The sequence below is a fragment of the Microvirga sp. TS319 genome (assembly GCF_041276405.1).
GTDB lineage: Bacteria > Pseudomonadota > Alphaproteobacteria > Rhizobiales > Beijerinckiaceae > Microvirga.
Genome location: NZ_JBGGGT010000002.1, coordinates 452146 through 467633 on the forward strand (window position 1 = coordinate 452146; position 15488 = coordinate 467633).

14 protein-coding genes are annotated in these 15488 nt (G+C 65.8%); 2 read left to right on the forward strand and 12 right to left on the reverse strand.

Going from position 1 to position 15488, the window contains the following annotated elements; translation table 11 throughout:
- Window positions 1–211: 211 nt before the first annotated feature.
- Both phbB and AB8841_RS11570 read right to left on the reverse strand, forming a co-directional pair.
- A complete protein-coding gene (gene phbB / locus AB8841_RS11565) occupies window positions 212–937 on the reverse strand; it encodes an acetoacetyl-CoA reductase (RefSeq protein WP_370436000.1) in 726 nt (241 codons plus the stop codon).
- 396 nt (window positions 938–1333) lie between these two features.
- Entirely contained in the window at window positions 1334–2512 is a 1179-nt protein-coding gene (locus AB8841_RS11570; RefSeq protein ID WP_370436001.1) for an acetyl-CoA C-acetyltransferase, read from the reverse strand.
- A 217-nt stretch (window positions 2513–2729) separates the two neighbouring features.
- On the opposite strand from AB8841_RS11570, the gene phaR reads away from it, so the two are divergent.
- Window positions 2730–3308: a polyhydroxyalkanoate synthesis repressor PhaR gene (gene phaR / locus AB8841_RS11575; protein ID WP_370436002.1), complete on the forward strand. Its 579-nt coding sequence runs from the start codon at window positions 2730–2732 to the stop codon at window positions 3306–3308.
- Between the two features lie 315 nt (window positions 3309–3623).
- Here the strand turns inward: phaR and AB8841_RS11580 are convergent, their stop codons facing one another.
- The 3 genes from AB8841_RS11580 to mtgA all read right to left on the reverse strand — a co-directional run bounded on the left by AB8841_RS11580 (window position 3624) and on the right by mtgA (window position 6550).
- The gene (locus AB8841_RS11580; protein ID WP_370436003.1) at window positions 3624–5237 is read right to left on the reverse strand and encodes an EAL domain-containing protein; all 1614 of its coding nucleotides are present in this window, start codon (window positions 5235–5237) and stop codon (window positions 3624–3626) included.
- A 199-nt stretch (window positions 5238–5436) separates the two neighbouring features.
- Window positions 5437–5622 carry a 50S ribosomal protein L32 gene (gene rpmF, locus AB8841_RS11585; protein WP_036358586.1) on the reverse strand — a complete coding sequence of 62 codons (186 nt, stop codon included), beginning with the start codon at window positions 5620–5622 and terminating at the stop codon, window positions 5437–5439.
- Window positions 5623–5767: 145 nt separating this feature from the next.
- Complete coding sequence (gene mtgA, locus AB8841_RS11590; RefSeq protein ID WP_370436004.1) at window positions 5768–6550, reverse strand: monofunctional biosynthetic peptidoglycan transglycosylase; 783 nt, start codon at window positions 6548–6550, stop codon at window positions 5768–5770.
- On the opposite strand from mtgA, the gene AB8841_RS11595 reads away from it, so the two are divergent.
- Window positions 6549–7475, forward strand: a complete 927-nt coding sequence (locus AB8841_RS11595) for a polyprenyl synthetase family protein (RefSeq protein ID WP_370436005.1) — start codon at window positions 6549–6551, stop codon at window positions 7473–7475. The genes mtgA and AB8841_RS11595 overlap by 2 nt on opposite strands.
- A 26-nt stretch (window positions 7476–7501) precedes the next feature.
- Here the strand turns inward: AB8841_RS11595 and AB8841_RS11600 are convergent, their stop codons facing one another.
- The 7 genes from AB8841_RS11600 to AB8841_RS11630 all read right to left on the reverse strand — a co-directional run bounded on the left by AB8841_RS11600 (window position 7502) and on the right by AB8841_RS11630 (window position 15333).
- Window positions 7502–8416 (reverse strand): DMT family transporter, encoded by a 915-nt coding sequence (locus AB8841_RS11600; RefSeq protein WP_370436006.1) that lies wholly within the window; start codon window positions 8414–8416, stop codon window positions 7502–7504.
- Between the two features lie 77 nt (window positions 8417–8493).
- Window positions 8494–9042 (reverse strand): GNAT family N-acetyltransferase, encoded by a 549-nt coding sequence (locus tag AB8841_RS11605; RefSeq protein WP_370436007.1) that lies wholly within the window; start codon window positions 9040–9042, stop codon window positions 8494–8496.
- 18 nt (window positions 9043–9060) lie between these two features.
- Window positions 9061–10992 carry a potassium transporter Kup gene (locus AB8841_RS11610; RefSeq protein WP_370436008.1) on the reverse strand — a complete coding sequence of 644 codons (1932 nt, stop codon included), beginning with the start codon at window positions 10990–10992 and terminating at the stop codon, window positions 9061–9063.
- Window positions 10993–11302: 310 nt separating this feature from the next.
- Entirely contained in the window at window positions 11303–12589 is a 1287-nt protein-coding gene (ispG, locus tag AB8841_RS11615; RefSeq protein WP_370436009.1) for a flavodoxin-dependent (E)-4-hydroxy-3-methylbut-2-enyl-diphosphate synthase, read from the reverse strand.
- Window positions 12590–12874: 285 nt separating this feature from the next.
- Window positions 12875–13369 carry a Fur family transcriptional regulator gene (locus tag AB8841_RS11620; RefSeq protein ID WP_370436010.1) on the reverse strand — a complete coding sequence of 165 codons (495 nt, stop codon included), beginning with the start codon at window positions 13367–13369 and terminating at the stop codon, window positions 12875–12877.
- 168 nt (window positions 13370–13537) lie between these two features.
- The gene (locus AB8841_RS11625) at window positions 13538–14188 is read right to left on the reverse strand and encodes a methyltransferase (protein WP_370436011.1); all 651 of its coding nucleotides are present in this window, start codon (window positions 14186–14188) and stop codon (window positions 13538–13540) included.
- A complete protein-coding gene (locus AB8841_RS11630) occupies window positions 14185–15333 on the reverse strand; it encodes a glycosyltransferase family 4 protein (protein WP_370436012.1) in 1149 nt (382 codons plus the stop codon). Before AB8841_RS11630 ends, AB8841_RS11625 begins: the two co-directional genes overlap by 4 nt.
- Window positions 15334–15488 lie beyond the last annotated feature (155 nt).

A 15488-nucleotide genomic window follows, 5' to 3' on the forward strand; every position in this document is an offset into this window, starting at 1 on the left:
CGAAAGTGGAATTCGCTTTTGGGATGGGCCCGATGCTCGCTTTCCGGATAGGCGCTTCGCCCTGGGAGGGCGCGAGGAAGCCATACGGAAGAGGGCCATGACAGGGAGGGGGCGTGAAGGTGGAGGGCCGGCGTGGCCTTGGGGATCACGCGCGGCGCTCCGGCTGTCCTGTCTCGCCCTCATCGCTCTCCAGCGCGGGGAGGGCGGCGCATCACGCCATGTACTGGCCGCCGTTGATGGTCAGGGTCGAGCCTGTCACGAAACCCGCATCGTCGCCCGCGAGGAAGAGCACGCCGCGGGCGATCTCCTCCGCCTCGCCGAGGCGGCCGACGGGAATGAGCGGCAGGATCTTGGATTTCAGGACCTCCTCCGGCACGGCCTTCACCATTTCGGTGGCGATATAGCCGGGTGCGATCACGTTAACGGTAATGCCCTTGTTGGCGTTTTCCAGCGCCAGCGCCTTGGCGAAGCCGATCGCGCCCGCTTTCGCGGCGGCGTAGTTCGCCTGTCCCATCTGGCCCTTCTGGCCGTTGATGGACGAGATGATGATGATGCGTCCGAAACTGCGCTCGCGCATGCCCTCGATCACGGGGCGGGTACAGGCGAACATGGAATCGAGATTGGTGCGGATCACGGTGGACCACTGGTCGAACGTCATCTTGTGGAATGTGCCGTCGCGGGTAATGCCCGCATTGTTGACCAGGATGTCGACCGGACCGAGTTCGGCCTCGATCGCTCGGATGCCCGTCTCGCAGGCAGCCGGATCCGCAACGTCGAATTTGTGGACGGGGATCCCCGTCTCGGCCTTGAACCGGCTGGCCGCCTCGTCGTTGCCGCCGTAATTGGCGGCAACCCGATAGCCGGCCTGCTTCAGGGCCGTCGAGATCGCGGCACCGATGCCGCGAGTGCCTCCGGTAACCAATGCAACGCGCGCCATGCTTTTTCCTTCCCTCAAGCCGTTCCATCGCGGATTTTTATGAACCCGTTGAAGAGATGAAGTTCTTTCCGCCGCCGACAGCTTAATACATGGAACACGGCCTGGCACCGTGTAGGTCCGTTCTTTGACCTAGCCCTTTCGATATCTACGAAAACGGCTTGCGCTCCCTCGAAAGCACAAGCCGCCTTTGGATCATAACGCAGCGTCAGCGCGACGCCGCGGAGGGGAGGACGCTTCAGCTCTCCAGGCAGCTTCTGGAGCACCGAACGCAAAAGTGGGAACCGGTTTTGCGTGAAAAGATGCTCAAAAACAGAGACTGACAGCATCGGATGTGCGGGGCGATTTCACACCCGATGCTAGAGCGTTCAAGGCAGCTTTTAGCGCTCAAGGCAGCTTTTAGCGCTCAAGGCACATGGCGACACCCATGCCGCCGCCGATGCACAGGGTGGCGAGGCCCTTCTTCGCGTTGCGGCGGCCCATCTCGTGCAGCAGGGTCACCAGCACGCGCGCGCCGGATGCGCCGATGGGATGGCCGATCGCGATGGCGCCGCCGTTCACGTTCACGATGGACGGATCCCAGCCCATGTCCTTGTTGACCGCGAGCGCCTGGGCCGCGAAGGCCTCGTTGGCCTCGACGAGTTCAAGGTCGGAGACTTTCCAGCCCGCCTTTTCGAGCGCCTTGCGGGAGGCCGGGATCGGGCCCGTGCCCATGATGGCCGGATCGACGCCGGCGGTGGCCCAGGAGGCGATGCGGGCGAGCGGCGTGAGGCCGCGCTTCTGCGCTTCCGCCTCCGTCATCAGCACGACGGCCGCTGCGCCGTCATTGATGCCCGACGCGTTGCCGGCGGTGACCGTGCCGTCCTTCGAGAAGGCGGGTTTCAGCTTGGCGAGGCCTTCGAGGGTGGTGCCGGCGCGGATGTATTCGTCGTTCTCCACGACGATGTCGCCCTTGCGGGTCGCGATGGTGACGGGCGTGATCTCGTCCTTGAAGCGGCCTTCCTTCTGCGCCGCCTCGGCCTTGTTCTGGGAGGCGGTAGCGAACTGGTCCTGCTCCTCGCGGGTCAGCTGCCAGCGTTGCGCCACGTTCTCGGCGGTGTTGCCCATGTGATAGCCGTTGAAGGCGTCCATGAGGCCGTCCTTGAGCATGGTGTCCATGAGCTTGAAGTCGCCCATCTTGGTGCCCGAGCGCATATGCGCGGCGTGTGGGGCGAGCGACATGGATTCCTGGCCGCCGGCCACGATGATGTTGGCGTCGCCGTTGGCGATCTGCTGCAAGCCGATGGCCACCGTCCGCAGGCCCGAGCCGCAGAGCTGGTTGAGGCCCCAGGCGGTCTTTTCCTGCGGAACGCCCGCCGCCATGGCGGCCTGGCGGGCCGGGTTCTGGCCCTGAGCCGCAGTGAGGATCTGGCCGAGGATCACCTCGTCCACCTCTTCGCCGCTCACCTTCGCGCGCTCGAGGGCGGCCTTGATGGCGATGGCGCCCAGCTCGTGGGCCGGCGTATTGGCGAAGGCGCCGTTGAAGGAGCCGACCGGCGTGCGCGCGGCGCCGACGATGACGATGCTGTCCTGGGCCATTCCTCATCTCCTGTGCTGGATGTGTGAAAATAGATATGGCTGGTTCGATCAAAGCCCCAGCCCCTGCGATGTCAAGAACAGGATAAAGCAACTCAGGCATGCGGCCCTTAGACTTTTGGCGCTTTGATCGTGGGGCATAAGGCTTATAATCAGGAGCGGCCGCTGATCTCTTGGCGGGAACCCCGGCCACCGATCTGCAGGAGCGTATTGGGTCCAAATGGCGACGGAAAATCAGCCGACTGTCATCAAGAAATATGCCAACCGCCGCCTCTATCACACCGGCACCTCGACCTATGTGACGCTGGAAGACCTGGCCGGCATGGTCCGCCAGGGCGAGGATTTCGTCGTCTACGATGCGAAGTCCGGCGAGGACATCACCCGCACGGTGCTGGCTCAGATCATCTTCGAGCAGGAGAACAAGGAAGGGCAGAACCTTCTGCCCGTCACCGTGCTGCGCCAGCTCATCCGCTTCTACGGCGACAGCATGCAGGCCCTTGTGCCCAGCTATCTCGAGTTTTCCATGAACAACCTGTCCCAGGAGCAGCAGAAGCTCCGGGATCAGATGGCCCAGGCTTTCGGCACCGGGGCCTTCCAGGCCATGGAGGAGCAGGTGCGCAAGAACATGAGCTTCTTCACCGAGGCCATGCGCATGTTCGCGCCCTTCCCGCAGGGAGGCCCGGCCGCTTCCGGTCCGAAGACCCCATCGCCGCAGGTGGACGAGGCGAACGACCTGGACGCCCTCAAGCGCCAGATGGCCGACATGCAGGCCAAACTCGACAAGCTGGCGAACAAGTAAGCTCTTATGCTCACCATACGTTTCACAGACGGAGCGGAGTGGTGGGTGTCGGGAAGAACCTTCGACTGACTTTTTCAGGCTGGACTGGACGCTGGAATCATCGCCCCAGAACAGGAGGCTTGGTGGCATAGCGCCAGCGCCAATGGCGGCTTGAGCTTTGCCCTTATGAAATCGAGTGAAGCGGAGGCGCTCGCTAAAGCTCTATGCAATACCGCAGAGAAGGAACTTTCGAAACTTCGAACGGTACAGGATCCGATGCCTGAAGACAGGTTTTACGAGGATGGGCTTTTGAAGCTGTTAAAAGCCTGAATAGGATCAGGCTCGTAGCTTTTGCGAAAGCGTCTGAGACAGTCCGACCGCCTCCGGCTCCCCGAACAGGCTCCCTTCCAGATAATCGACGCCCCAGGCGGCGAGCAGCCGCGCGGTCGCTTCGTCGTCGACCCATTCGGCCGCGACGGCGATCCCCAAGTTTTGAGCCCGGTCCACGAGGGCGCGCACGAAAAGCCGGTCTTCGGTCGAGCGCTTGAGAGGCTGGATGAAGACGCCGTCCACTTTCAGTATGTCGAAGGGCATGTGGCGTAGGGATGACGGCGGGACGTGCCCCAGCCCGAAGCCCGAGAGCGACAGGCCGATTCCGATGGCCTTCATGGCGTGGAGGCGGCCGAGAAGAGCCCCATCCGCGCCGAGCGCGATCTCGGGGACCTCGATCATCAGACGCGACTCGATTCCCGGCCGCGCGCCGAGATGGGCGGCGAGCATCGGCAGCCACTCCCCGTCCTTCAGGGTCGCCGGTGCGACGGGCAGGGCGAGACGCTGATGCGGATGGCCGGCAAGGTAATCCGCCGCCAGTTCCAGCATGCGTCCGTCCACGAGCAGGCTGAGATTGCCCTCCTCCAGGGCAGGGATGAAGCCGAGAGTGGTCGTCCGTCCGTCCGGACCGGCGACGGCTGTCGCGGCCTGCATCAGAACGGGGGTCCTGCCATAGGCGTCCACCATGGGGCGACAGGCCAGGGTCAGGCGCCGGTCGTTGAGGGCCGCTACCACGTCGAAGGAGGCGTTCTTGCTTCGCGCCGCGCGGAAGGCCGTGCGGGAATCGTAGAGCACGAAGGGCTGAGAGCCCGAATGGGCCGATTCGAGCGCCTGTTCGGCAAAGCGCAGCAGCTTGGCGGCCTTGAAGGTATGGTCGGGCGCACAGGCGGCCGCAATCGTCAGTTCGCCGGAGCAGTCCTTCAGGAGGCCCGCCACCCGCTTCATGGCGCCCGGAGCTTCCGCGGCCGGGCATCCGGTCAGGGTCAGGGCGAAGCGGCTCGGGCTCAAGGCGCCGAAATGATCCTGCCGCCGCATCATGGGGCGGAGCTTGCGGGCGATGACGTCGAGGGCGTCCGCGCCGTCACCCTCCAGGGCCCCGACGATCAGGGTGCAGGTCTGCGAGATGCGAAGCGCCTCGTTGATGCCGTTCTGGATCTGCGCCAGCAGGCCGGAGCGGGCCTGGATCCGGGCCGGAAGGCAGATTTGGCCCGCATCGGCCCGCAGCAGGCCGCGGACGAAGGCGGGGCGCCCCTGGTCATCCGGTTGCCAGCGGCCCGTCTCCTCGACCATGAGCACCCGGTCGGGCGCGAGGCGGAGGGCATAGCGGGTCTCGAAGCTGCCGTCCGCGCCTGCTCCGGCCGCCATCGCGGCGCGGCGGTCGGGTCCGCTTTCCGGCTCGACGAGGTGGGAGAAGGCCTTGCCCGTGCGCGGCAGGTCCCGTGCCGGGAGGCCCAGGAGCGCGGTGGCATCCGGGCACCAGATGAGGGCGTCGGACAGGATATCCCAGGAATAGGCGGCGCCGGAATGAGAGGCGGGGCAGGCGATCCCGCCGTGACGTTGATGCGGGGTCCGGGGTGCTCCTCGAAAGATCCCCGCCCGGCCCGGCCGCTTCGTCGCCATCGCCCAATCCTCACCGCACTCGCTACACGCCGGGGCAGGAAAGGCAGTGCCCGACCCCGTTGAAACTGATCGCCCAAGGATCGGGCCTCAGGCTTAACGAACTGTAAAAACAGAGGAAAAATCAGGGCCTTTGGGGATTGCGGGCATAAAAAAACCGGCGCATTTCGCGCCGGTTCTTTTTGCTCGCATGCCGCGTGAATTACGCGTCAGCCTTCACCTTCAGCACCTGACGACCGCGGTACATGCCGGTCTTCAGGTCGACGTGGTGAGGGCGGCGAAGCTCGCCGGAATCCTTGTCCTCGATATAAGTCGGGGCCTTCAAGGCATCGGCGGAGCGGCGCATGCCACGCCGCGAGGGCGACGTTTTTCTCTTAGGAACGGCCATTTCTCGTCTCCGGTCAAAAAAGCGGAGCGCCCGCTTAAGCCGGGGAACGCTCACATCTCAAACTTGATGAGGTTGCGCCTCATACAAGGTCTTGAAGCAAATATCCAGCCCTTTCCTGCATTGAAAGGCTTTTCATCGTCGCACGTCAGGGCTTCATGCATGCGCCGTAGGGCGCCGCCGCCGTCATCCGGGCCTGGAGCTGGCCGGCCAGGGCGCTCAGGCGCTTGGTCGGACGGCTCGGGTTGCGCTTGAGCGGACTGGGCAGGGCCCGGGCGAGCAGGGCCGCTTCCCGGCGGGTCAGGTTCTTGGCCGATTTGCGAAAATATTTCTGCGCCGCCGCCTCGGCCCCGAAGACGCCCTCACCCCATTCGGCGACATTGAGATACACTTCCATCATCTGCCGCTTCGACCAGATCAGGTCGAGATAGAGGGCGACGGGGATCTCCAGTCCCTTGCGGATGTAGGAGCGGCTTGGCCAGAGGAACAGGTTCTTGGCTACCTGCATGGGAATGGTCGAGGCCCCCCGGGAAGGACCGTCCTCGTCGGCGTCCTCCACCACCTCCCGAAGCGCGATCCAATCCACGCCGCCATGCTCGCAGAACCGGCTGTCCTCCGAGGTCATGACCGCGAGCGGCAGATGGGGCGAGATGTCGTCCAAGGGAACGTAGACCCGCTCCACGCTCCGAAGGGTGAGCCAGCGGCCGAGCATCAGCGTCGAGGCGGGAGGCACGACCCAGTACAAAAGGCCTAGCCAAACGACGGCTCCGACCCATAAGAGGATAAGGCCGAGGCCGATTTGGACGAGGCGGCGGAAGAACCGGGCGGCCGAGACCGGCCGGGCCGGCCGCAGCGTCCATCTCCGGCCCGATCGTCCACCACCATTATCCTCGGACGGAGCGGCTGCTCCTTCCGAATTCGGGCTCATCATGACGCCATCCACCAGCACTTTCGGCCTGCGGCTCAATGAGACCGCCAAGCTCATCGAAGCCAATCTCCAAGCCTTGCTAGCAGACAATGCCCGCGACGGCGAGATTGCGCGGCCCGTCCGGCTGATGGCGGCGATGCGCCATGCGGTGCTCGGCGGCGGAAAGCGCCTGCGGCCTTTCCTGGCCATCGAGGCGGCGCGCCTCTTCGGCTTCGAGGGGCCAGGGGCCCTGCGCACGGGATCGGCGGTCGAGCTGCTGCACTGCTACTCCCTGGTGCACGACGATCTTCCCTCAATGGACGACGATGATCTGCGACGCGGCCGCCCGACTGTGCACAAGGCCTTCGACGAGGCGACCGCGATTCTCGTCGGCGACGCCCTGCAGACCCTGGCCTTCGAGGTGCTGGCCGATCCCGAAACTGCCGCCGACGCGGCGGTGCGGTCCGAGCTCGTGCTGGGGCTTGCCCGCGCCTCGGGCGTCGGGGGCATGGTCGGCGGGCAGATGCTCGACCTGTCGGCGGAGGGCCGCTACGGCGCCGTCGCCATGGGGGAAGCCGAGGTGCGCCAGCTTCAGATGATGAAGACGGGCGCGATCCTCACCTACTCGGTGGAGGCAGGCGCAATCCTCGCCAAGGCTGACGAAAAGGCCCGCCGGAGCCTCGTCGAATACGGGCGCGCCCTGGGGGCGGCGTTCCAGGTGGCGGACGATATCCTCGACCGCGAGGCCTCCGCGGAGGCGCTCGGCAAGCGCACCGGCAAGGATCAGGAGAAGGGCAAGGCCACGCTGGTCGACCTGCTCGGGATGGACGGTGCGAAGCGCGAGTGCCGCCAGCTCGTCGACAGGGCGGATGCGGCGCTCGCCGGCTTCGGAGACGAGGCGCAGACCCTGCGCGATGCCGTGCGCTTCGTGGTCGAGCGCGAGGTTTAGAGCATCGAGGTTTAAGCTATCGAGGTTTAAGCTCTTGCCGCCTCGCGCCGCCCGAGCCGGCGCGGCAGCTTCATCTCGCTCACGATGACGCCCGCGACGATCAGTGCCGCTCCGATGAGGGCGGCGGCGGGCAGGCGCTCGCCGTAGACGCGCCCGACGATTCCCGCCCAGACCGGCTCGCCCGCGTAGATCACCGTCGCGCGGGTCGGGGAGACCGTCTTCTGGGCCCAGTTCATCGCGAGCTGGATGCCAGCGCTCGCAAGGCCGAGGCCGACCGCGCTGAGGACGAGAAGCCACGAGGGTCCGGGCAGCGGCTCTCCGAGCGGCGCCATGAAACCCAGCGCGAGGCACGCGGTGACGGTGAGCTGCACCACCGTGACCCGGCGCGCATCGACCTTCCCGGCAAAGCCGCCGATGAGAATGATCTCGGCCGAGATCGCAACGGCGCAGAGAAGCGTGACCAGTTCTCCGAGGCCGAAGCCGATGGCGGTTCCGTCCGGGCCCGCGAGCAGGGCGAGCCCGATGAACGCGAAGGTGATTCCCGTCCAGGCCATGATGCTCGGCGGCTTTTTCAGCACCAGCCATTGCAGGAGGGGCACGATGGGTACGTAGAGCGCCGTGATGAAGGCCGATTTGCTGCTGGGGATATATTGCAGCCCATAGGTTTGAAGCGTGTAGCCGAGGAAGATCGCGAGGCCGATCATCGCGCCCGCCCTGACCTCCAGCCATGTCAGACCGCGCAGCACGGGCGCCGCGACGAGCGCCATCGCGAGAGCCGCCGTGCCGAAGCGAAGCCCCACGAAGAACAGCGGACCGCTGACGCTCAGCGCGTTCTGGACCACCAGGAAGGTCGCGCCCCAGATGATCGTGACGAACACCAGCACCGCCTCGCTGCGGCTCAACGAGAGGGACGAGACGGAACGGGAAGGGACGGCGCTCAAGACAGGCTCCTCGACAGACCCGCGTCGGTAGGAGCAATCGAGCGGTCGGTCAAGGCAGGCCGCGACCGCGGCGGCCGTCAGCGTGCTGCCGTGGACACCCAGAAGGACAGCTTGAGGCGGCCCGGCCGGGTCGGATGCGGGAAGCTGCCGCCCCAAACGCCCCCATTGGCGAGGATCACCTTGCGCGAGCCCTCGTTGTCGTCGTCGCAGGTGATCTGGACGCGGGCGAAGCCCTCGTCCCGGGCGACGGTTAGGATCCGGCGCAGGGCCTGCGTGGCGTAGCCGCGCCGCTGTTTCCAGGGGACGATGGAATAGCCGACATGGCCGTAGGCCGACGGGGCCAGCGCGGCGACGCCGCGTTCGAAGCGGAAGTTGATGCGCCCGCAGAATTCGCCGTCGCTGATCCAGAATTCATGCGCGGGCAGCCGCGGCACTTCGCTGCCGTCGGGTCGGCGGACCGTCGGGCTGTTGTAGAGCTCGTCCAGGAAGCGGGCGGGATCCGCTCTGAGCGCCGCCAGCTGCTCCCGGCCGTTATCGTGGTCCGAATTCGGCGACCAGCCCCTCGCAAGGGCCTGCTCATAGGCAGGCAGCCATGCGAGGCTCGGGCGAAGGAGAGCGATACTCATCTCTTACAAGGCGATTCCCTACACGGTGACCTGGGTTCCCACCTCCACCACGCGTCCGGTGGGAATCTGGAAGAAGTCCGTCGCATCGCTCGCGGATTTCGCAAGGCTGATGAATACCTTGTCCTGCCAGAGCGGCATGCCCGACTGGCTGGCCGGCCGGATCGAGCGCCGCGACAGGAAGAACGATGTCGCCATGATGTCGAACTTGAAGCCCTGCTTGCGCAGGATGGCGAGCCCGCGCGGGATGTTGGGGGTCTCCATGTAGCCGTAGCTCAGGCGGATCCGCCAGAACGAGTCGCCCACATGCTCCAGGAAGACGCGGTCCTCGTCCTCCACACGGGGAATGTCCTCGCTGCGGACGGTCAGGATCACGTTCTTTTCGTGCAGCACCTTGTTGTGCTTGAGGTTGTGCAGGAGGGCGGCCGGCGCCGTGTCCGGATCGCTCGTCAGGAAGACGGCGGTGCCCTTCACCCGGTGCGGCGGGCTCTTTTCAAGCATCTGCACGAGTTCGAGGAGCGGCACGTCGACCTTGCGGGTCTTCTCGAAGAGAATGTTCGTGCCCTTCACCCAGGTCCACATCAGGGTGATGAGGGCGGAGGCCAGGAGGACCGGCACGTAGCCGCCGGTGAACAGCTTCAGCAGATTGGCGCCGAAGAAGGCCAGATCGATGAACAGGAAGGGCAGCATCACGGCGAGCGTCAGTCCGAGCGACCAGCGCCAGCCTTTCCAGATCACGATGATGGCCAGGATCGCATCGACCGACATGGAGCCGAACACCGACACGCCGTAAGCGTGGGACAGATTGCTCGACGAGCCGAAGATCAGGACGAGCACGATCACGCCGAACAGGAGCAGCCAATTGACCCGGGGCAGATAGATCTGGCCCTGATGGGTCGCGGACGTGAAGCGGATCTCGAGACGCGGCAGAAGGCCGAGCTGGATCGCCTGCCGGGTCAGCGAGAAGGCCCCCGTGATGACGGCCTGGCTGGCGATGATCGTCGCGAGGGTCGCCAGGATGATCATGGGAACGAGCGCCCAGTCCGGCACGAGATGGAACAGTGGCGATTCCGCTTTCTCGGGATGGGAGAGCACGAGCGCGCCCTGCCCGAAATAGTTGATCACCAGCGCCGGGAAGATGATGTAGAGCCAGGCGCTGCGGATCGGCTTGGCGCCGAAATGACCGAGATCGGCATAGAGCGCCTCGGCTCCCGTAACGGCCAGGCAGACGGCACCGAGAACCGCCAGGGACACGCCCGGGTGGTTGACGAAGAACATGAGGCCGTGGAGCGGGTTGATCGCCGTCAGGACCGTCGGGTCGTCGGCGATGTGCATGGCCCCTGCGACGGCGAGCGCCAGGAACCAGACCAGCATGATCGGGCCGAAGAAGGACGCGACCCGCCCGGTCCCACGGCTCTGGACGACGAAGAGCGCGGCCAGGATGGTGAGCGTGATCGGCACCACGAAGGATTGGAGGTCGGGCGCGACGAGCTTCAAGCCCTCAACGGCCGAGAGAACCGAGATGGCGGGCGTCAGGACGGCGTCGCCGTAGAAGAGGCCGGCCCCCATGATCCCGAGAGCCAGCACGAGGCCGCCCCTCTGCCGGACGGCGCGCTGTGCCAGGGCGACGAGAGTCAGGGTTCCGCCTTCGCCCTTGTTGTCGGCCCGCAGGAGGATGACGACATACTTGACCGTCACGACCAGCACCAGAGACCAGAGGATCAGCGACAGGACGCCAAGGATGATGCCACGGGTCACGGGCCCGCCCGCGGCGGCGGCGGCGACGGATTCCTTGAAGGCGTAAAGCGGACTCGTGCCGATATCGCCGAAAACCACGCCGATGGCGCCGAGCATGAGCGGCCAGAAACCGACATGGACGTGGTTTTCGGGAAGGGTGGTCTCCGGGACTGCGGAGTCGGCACGTCCTGGAGCGACGGCTTGCTGTTCTGCCATGGGTGCTTTTCGTTGCGGATATGCCCGCGGACGGCCCTTTGTTGAAACACTCTGCCAAACGACGAAGGGCGGCCCCTTCTTCGAGCACCGGACCCGAAAGAGAGTTCCACCTTCGGGATCGATCCGATGCTCCTCTCCTCGGCAAGCGCATCGTTCGGGCGGAAAACCGGATCCGCTTTGTCCGCACGATGCGCTAGCGAGCGCAGTGGCCGTCATTGCCGGCGCGGCGGCTCTCTAGCATATCGCGCCTGAGCTTAAAACGGAATTTCGCTGGAGGTTCCCTCAAGGTCCCTGACCGCGCCCGACACCCTCATTCGGCGGCGTCGCGCCCCGCCTGGCCGTAGGTCTTCTCGATATAATCGAGCACGATCGCGTGGAAGTCCTGTGCCAGGGTCGGACCGCGCAGCGTCATTGCCTTCTTGCCGTCGATGAAGACGGGGGCCGCCGGCTGCTCGCCCGTGCCGGGCAGGGAAATGCCGATATTCGCATGTTTCGACTCGCCGGGGCCGTTCACGATGCAGCCCATGACGGCCACGTTGAGGTTCTCGACCCCAGGGTAGGTGCGCCGCCATTCGGGCATGGAGGTGGAGATCCAGGTCTGGATGTCACGCGCCAGTTCCTGGAAGACGGACGAGGTGGTGCGCCCGCAGCCCGGGCAAGCGGCGACGAGGGGCACAAAGGTGCGAAAGCCCATGGTCTGGAGCAGTTCCTGCGCCGTCTTCACCTCGAGGGTGCGATCACCGCCTGGTTCCGGCGTAAGGGAGTAGCGGATCGTGTCGCCGATGCCCTGCTGGAGCAGGATGCCGATGGCCGCCGAGGAGGCAACGATGCCCTTGGTGCCCATGCCCGCTTCGGTCAGGCCCAGATGGATGGCATAATCGGAGCGGCGCGCGAGCTCCTGGTAGACCGCGATCAGGTCCTGCACGGCCGAGACCTTGGCCGACAGGATGATGCGGTCTTTGCCCAAGCCGATCTCCTCGGCGCGGACGGCGGACAGGAGGGCGGACTGGACCATGGCTTCGCGCGTCACCCAGCGCATGTCGCGCGGGTTCGCGGAGGCCGCGTTCTCGTTCATCAGATGGGTGAGGAGCTCCTGGTCGAGGGAGCCCCAGTTGGCGCCGATGCGCACGGCCTTGCCGTACCGGATCGCCATTTCGACGATGGCCGCGAACTGCCGGTCCTTCTTTTCCTTGAAGCCGACATTGCCCGGGTTGATGCGGTACTTATCGAGCGCTTCCGCGCAGGCCGGGTGATCGGCCAGGAGCTGGTGCCCGATATAGTGGAAATCGCCCACGAGCGGGACGTCAACGCCGAGCCGGTCGAGCCGCTCGCGGATCTTCGGCACCGCGGCCGCGGCCTCGTCCCGGTCGACGGTGATACGCACCAGTTCGGACCCGGCCCGGGCGAGCGCCGCCACCTGGGCGACCGTGGCGTCCACATCCGCCGTGTCCGTGTTGGTCATCGACTGGACCACGATCGGCGCGCCGCCGCCAACCGTGACGGAACCGACGCGGACGCCCACCGTCCGGTGGCGCGGAGCGGGACCCGCGAGGCTTTCGGGGGAGGCGGCTTCGGGGGAAGGGGACATCATCGACATGCTGCGATCCACGGCGGCCGGTGGGTTCAAGGCCATCGCCGTTTAGCTGATGCCAAAAGCCCGTCCCGTCAAGCGCGGCATGCTCGACCGGGAGACCTGCGTGTGTCACGCGCGATGTGCCTTCCTCTCGAAGGCGCATCGTTTGAGCGGACCCGAAAGGGCCACGTTCGTGAAAACCGGGTCCACTTTTCGCTCCCGCGGCCCGCTGGGTCCGCACGATGCTCCCTTCTTGGAAAGAGCGCATCGTTTGTGCGGAAAACCGGGTCCACTTTTCCGCACGATGCGCTAGCAATGGGCGCAGCGGCCCGTGATCTCCAGAATGCCCAGGGCCGGCGTGAACATGAGACCGTCCTGCAGCTTCGACAGCGCGTCCGAGAATTCCGGTGAAGCGGCTTCGTTCACGTCGCCGCAGCTCTCGCAGATGAGGAAGGCGGTAGGCCCGCAATCCTTGGAGGCGTGGTCGCTGGCGATATACGCATTGAGGCTGGCCAGCCGGTGGGCCAGTCCCTGCTCGATCAGGAAATCCAGGGCCCGGTAGATCGTGATCGGGGCGATACGGCGGCCCTGGGGGGCGAGGCTGTCGGCCAGATCGTAGGCGCCGACGGGCCTCTGGGCGCGATGAAGGGCTTCGAGAACCCTGCGGCGGATGGGAGTCAGGCGAACCCCATTGGCCCGGCACAGCTCTTCCGCGCGAGCGAGGGTCTTCGCAACCCTGGCCGGTTGCTGAATGAGCCGGGGACGATGAAACGGCTGATAATGAATGGCGGGCTGAGACATCATGATGACCCTGGATTTTTTTTAAATAAAACGAACGTGATCGAAGTGCTGAGGCGCGTGGGAAGGCTCGACTACCGCCTTTCCCGCCAGAATCGTTAGGTTATAAAGATGCCTTTTTGAGGGCACGAAGAAGCCGGACGAAAGAGCCTCGCAACAGGCGTGAGCGCTCCGTTACGCCGGCTTGAATTCGAACACGCTGGTCTTCTTGATCTCGGCGTCTTCGAGGGTGCGCGTCACCGGAACCTCGTAGACCTGGAGCCGGTTCAGTCGGTCCGCAGGAAGATAGCTGCGCCCGGGATCGCCGATGAGGACGGCAGCGCCTCTCCGGCTGAGGTCGAACAGCCAGTCCGTCACACGGGCGGCGAGATCGCGCTCGTAGCAGATGTCGCCGGCCAGGACCGTGTCCCACCCCCGGTCCTGGCCGATAAGATCGCCCCGAACGGGCGTCACCGCGACGCCGTTCGCCGCCGCATTCAGCTCGATTGCCGCAATGGCGAAGCCGTCGATATCGCAGGCCGCGACCTCGGCCGCGCCCGCTTTCATGGCCGCGATAGCCACGAGACCGGAGCCCGAGGCGAAATCGAGGACGTACCGTCCGCGGACGGTATCGGGATGATCGAGGATATAACGGGCGAGCGCCTGGCCGCCGGCCCAGGCGAAGGCCCAGAAGGGGGGAGGCAGGCCGATCTCGCCCAGTTCCTCCTCCGTGCGCTGCCACAGCTCCGTCGCCTCGTCGGCCACGTGCAGCGAGATTTCCGGTGCATGGGGCACCGGCAGAAGCCGCGTCTCGGCGCGAATGAAGGCTTTGGGATCGGTGATCATGAGCCCAGCATGGAAGCGTAAAGCCGCTTGACGTCGTCCATGACATTCCTCTCCGTGAAGCCGTCGAGGATCCGGGCGCGTCCCGCCGCACCCATGCGCGCCACCCGCCCCCGGTCGGCGGAAAGGACCGCCAGCGCATCCGCGAGAGCCCCGGCATCGCCGGGCGGCACGAGAAGGCCTTCCACGTCGTCACGGACGAGGGCGCGACAGCCGGGGACATCCGTGGTGACGATGGCCCGGCCGCAGGCGGCCGCTTCCAGGAGCGTTCGCGGGAGTCCCTCGCCGCCTCTGGAGGGAAGGCAGGCCACGTGATGGTCGCGCCAGATGGCGGCGACGTCCCGGGTCGTGCCGTGCCAGGAGATCCCCGGTTCCGCTCCCCAGGCCTTCAGGGTCTCTTCCGGAATGGCCTTCGGGTTCGAGGGATCGGGGGCGCCGTAGAGGGAGAGTTCGATTGGGGCTCCTTTGCCCCGGGCCGCACGCACGGCCTCGACGGCGAGGTCCACCCCCTTCGACCAGAGCATGCGGGCGACAAGCGCGACCTTCAGCGGCGGCTGCGCGGGAAGGGGCGAGGGGCCGAACGTCCCGGGGTCGATGCCGGCTCCGCCGACGATGGTGATCTTCGGGGCTGTGGGGTCGAGACCGAGAAGACGGGGATCGTCGGCATTCTCGAAGAGATAGCGGGTCTTCGTGGTTTCGAGGCCGCGAACCAGGAGCCGTATCGCACGCTGCGAAAGGCGCCCCAGCCGATCCGTCCGCGCTCCCAGGAAGCCGAGGCCGGTCAACGCATAGACCCGGCGGCTGACGCCGGCGAGAGCGGCGGCGAAGCCGCCCACCAGAATGCTTCTGAGCGCGATGCAGTGAACGATGTCGGCCTTCTCGTCCCTCAGGATCGCGGCGAGCTGCCCGGCGGCATAGCCCGCCGTCATCGGATTGACGCTGCGCCGTTCGACCTGCAGCGGGATCACCCGCGTGCCGGTGGCTTCGATGGCCTCGCGGTGCGCGCGCACGCGGGTGACGACGGCCACGTCAAGCCCCAGCTCGCGCGCGGCGCGGGCCATGGGGAGGAAATGAGACGCGAAGAACCAGTCCTCGGTGACGATGAAGACGAGCTTGCGGCCTGCGGGATCGGGACGATCGGACGACAAGGGAAACCTTGGAAGAGAAACCTGGAATGGTGCAGCAGGGCCGTTCTAGAGCATCGGACCCAAAAGTGGAATCCGCTTTTGGGCTTGAATCCGATGCTCCCACTATAGAGCAGCGCATCGTGCGAAAAACCGGGTCCACTTTTTCGCACGATGCG

Coding starts and splice junctions, on each gene's coding strand:
- phbB (WP_370436000.1), bottom strand. CDS start 937: ATGGCGCGCGTTGCATTGGTTACCGGAGGCACTCGCGGCATCGGTGCC.
- AB8841_RS11570 (WP_370436001.1), bottom strand. CDS start 2,512: ATGGCCCAGGACAGCATCGTCATCGTCGGCGCCGCGCGCACGCCGGTC.
- phaR (WP_370436002.1), top strand. CDS start 2,730: ATGGCGACGGAAAATCAGCCGACTGTCATCAAGAAATATGCCAACCGC.
- AB8841_RS11580 (WP_370436003.1), bottom strand. CDS start 5,237: ATGGCGACGAAGCGGCCGGGCCGGGCGGGGATCTTTCGAGGAGCACCC.
- rpmF (WP_036358586.1), bottom strand. CDS start 5,622: ATGGCCGTTCCTAAGAGAAAAACGTCGCCCTCGCGGCGTGGCATGCGC.
- AB8841_RS11595 (WP_370436005.1), top strand. CDS start 6,549: ATGACGCCATCCACCAGCACTTTCGGCCTGCGGCTCAATGAGACCGCC.
- mtgA (WP_370436004.1), bottom strand. CDS start 6,550: ATGATGAGCCCGAATTCGGAAGGAGCAGCCGCTCCGTCCGAGGATAAT.
- AB8841_RS11605 (WP_370436007.1), bottom strand. CDS start 9,042: ATGAGTATCGCTCTCCTTCGCCCGAGCCTCGCATGGCTGCCTGCCTAT.
- AB8841_RS11610 (WP_370436008.1), bottom strand. CDS start 10,992: ATGGCAGAACAGCAAGCCGTCGCTCCAGGACGTGCCGACTCCGCAGTC.
- ispG (WP_370436009.1), bottom strand. CDS start 12,589: ATGTCGATGATGTCCCCTTCCCCCGAAGCCGCCTCCCCCGAAAGCCTC.
- AB8841_RS11620 (WP_370436010.1), bottom strand. CDS start 13,369: ATGATGTCTCAGCCCGCCATTCATTATCAGCCGTTTCATCGTCCCCGG.
- AB8841_RS11625 (WP_370436011.1), bottom strand. CDS start 14,188: ATGATCACCGATCCCAAAGCCTTCATTCGCGCCGAGACGCGGCTTCTG.